Origin of the sequence: Actinomadura sp. NPDC049753 (genome assembly GCF_040674655.1) — a bacterium.
Taxonomy (GTDB): Bacteria; Actinomycetota; Actinomycetes; order Streptosporangiales; family Streptosporangiaceae; genus Spirillospora; species Spirillospora verrucosospora.
Genome location: NZ_JBFARL010000422.1, coordinates 1 through 2,088 on the forward strand (window position 1 = coordinate 1; position 2,088 = coordinate 2,088).

Annotated in this window: 3 protein-coding genes; all 3 read right to left on the bottom strand. The window is 76.0% G+C overall.

Translation table 11 applies throughout. From position 1 onward, the window contains the following. Nucleotides 1–239, bottom strand: a 239-nt coding sequence (locus tag AB0K37_RS41845) for a response regulator transcription factor (protein WP_363991706.1), incomplete at its 3' end; no start/stop codon positions are given. Nucleotides 240–259: 20 nt separating this feature from the next. Continuing rightward, entirely contained in the window at nucleotides 260–688 is a 429-nt protein-coding gene (locus AB0K37_RS41850; RefSeq protein ID WP_363991709.1) for a pyridoxamine 5'-phosphate oxidase family protein, read from the bottom strand. Continuing rightward, complete coding sequence (locus AB0K37_RS41855) at nucleotides 669–1,946, bottom strand: histidine kinase (protein ID WP_363991712.1); 1,278 nt, start codon at nucleotides 1,944–1,946, stop codon at nucleotides 669–671. The genes AB0K37_RS41850 and AB0K37_RS41855 overlap by 20 nt, the downstream gene beginning before the upstream one ends. Nucleotides 1,947–2,088: the final 142 nt, after the last annotated feature.

The window sequence follows — 2,088 nt, forward strand, 5'->3', positions numbered from 1 at the left end:
GGGGGGGGGGGGCGGGCCCCCCCCCGGGGGGCCGCCGCGAGCCCGTCCAGCCGCGGCATGCGGATGTCCATCAGCACGACGTCGGGCCGGTGCTGGTTCACCGCGGCGACGACCTCGGCGCCGTCGGCGACGTCCGCGACGACCTCCAGGTCGTCGGCGCTCGCCAGCATCATCGACAGGCCGGCCCGGACGAGCGCGTCGTCGTCGACGATCAGGACGCGGACGGGAGGGGAGTCCATCCCGCCACCCTACGGGCGGCTCAGGCTCGGCGCAGGCGGCGTCCGGTGACGCTCGACGCCGCCAGCCGGAACCACGCCTCCCGGTCGCCTCCCGGCCACGGCCGCACCTGGGCGACCTCGGCCTTCTCGGTCTCGGACAGGGGGTGCGCGCCGCCGCGCAGCAGCACGCTCCAGCCCTCGTGGTGGGCCTCCTCGAACCGGTCGACCTGGAAGGCCGCCCGGACCTCCCCACCGGTCACCGCCGACAGCAGGTTGCGGTTCAGCCGGCCCGACGCCGACGTGCGGAAGATCACCGAGTCGCCCTCGACGGCGTAGTTCACCGGGACGACCGTCGGCCCCTCGCCGTCGTCGAACGCCACCCGGCCGATGGTGCCGCCGGCGAGGAGCTTCATGCACTCGGCGCGTTCGAGTTCTTCGAGGACGGGCTCGTCAGAGGAGTTCGCTGCCATGAGTATCACCTTTCCCACCGGTACCGGCGCCATGCGCGGCCCGCAGCGGAAGGCGGGCCCGCAACCGGAACCGCCCGTCGCCGGTGCGGCCGTGCTCCAGGGTCCCGCCGAGCAGCGCCACGCGCTCGGCGAGCCCGACCAGCCCCGTGCCGGAGCCGGGGAAGGGCAGGGCGGGCGGGCCGGCGGGCACCGCGTTGACGATCTCGACGTCCAACTCGGCGCCCGCGTCCAGGGACACCCGGACGTCCGCGCCCGGCGCGTGCTTGCGGGCGTTCGTCAGCCCCTCCTGGACGATCCGGTAGGCGTGCCGCCCCACGCGGGAGGGGACCAGCCCGGGGTCGGGGACGTTCCGCTCCAGCGTGACGCGGCCCCCGGCCCGCCGCGACTCCTCGACGAGCCCGGGGACGTCCGCGAGCGTCGGCTGCGGGCGCTCGGGATCGCCGCCGGGCGCGTCGTGGCGCAGGACGCCGATCACCTCGCGCAGGTCCTCCATCGCCTCGTGGGCGCTGCGCCGGATGATCCCGGCGGCCTCGCGCTGCCCGTCCGGCGTGCCCGGGCCGAACTCCAGCGCCCCCGCGTGCACCGCCAGCAGCGAGATGCGGTGCGCGAGGACGTCGTGCATCTCGCGGGCGAGCCGCTCGCGCTCCAGCAGCCGGGCCTCCTCGACCCGCAGCCGCTGCTCGGTCTCGGCGGCGCGGGCCCGCTCCTCCAGCGAGGCGATGAGCTGCCGCCGGGACCGCACCAGCATCCCCGTCGTGACGAGGACCGCGTAGATCAGCGCGAAGATGACGCTGCCCTGGAGGAACTCCTCGTCGGGCGCCGAGACCCGGAACAGCGCGATGATCAGTGCCAGGCTGGCGCCGGCGATCGGCAGCGCCGTCCGCCAGGGACGCAGCATCGCCAGCGAGTACATCGCGATCGCCGCCGTACCGAGCGTCGTCGTCGCCGCCCACTGCGCGAACACCATCACGACCGCGAGGGCCACCGGGCGGCGGCGCCGGAAGAGGACGAGGAACACGCAGGCGACGGCGCCGATCAGCACGTCCCGCCGGACCGCGATCGTCTGCCCCGGGGGCAGGTCGTCGATCGTGCCCTGGAGCAGCACCCAGCCGAGCGCCATCGCGGCGCCGGCGGCGCCGAGGTCGCCGAGCCAGTCGCGCCACGGCCGGCGCAGGAGGTCCATCCGCCCAACGGTAGCCATGCCGCCCGCCTCCGCCAGTGGCCGCAGGTCGGCGGCCGCGTCGACTTTGGTCGGCACGGCGCGTCCTGGGGCTGTCCCCACCCCGCGGTCGCCCGCTGCCCGCAGTGTGCCCGCGCCGTCGCGTGCCTAGCGTCAGTGAGCATGACGACGACACGACCGAGGCGGCGCCGGGCCGCCAGGCGGGCGGTCGCGGTGCTGG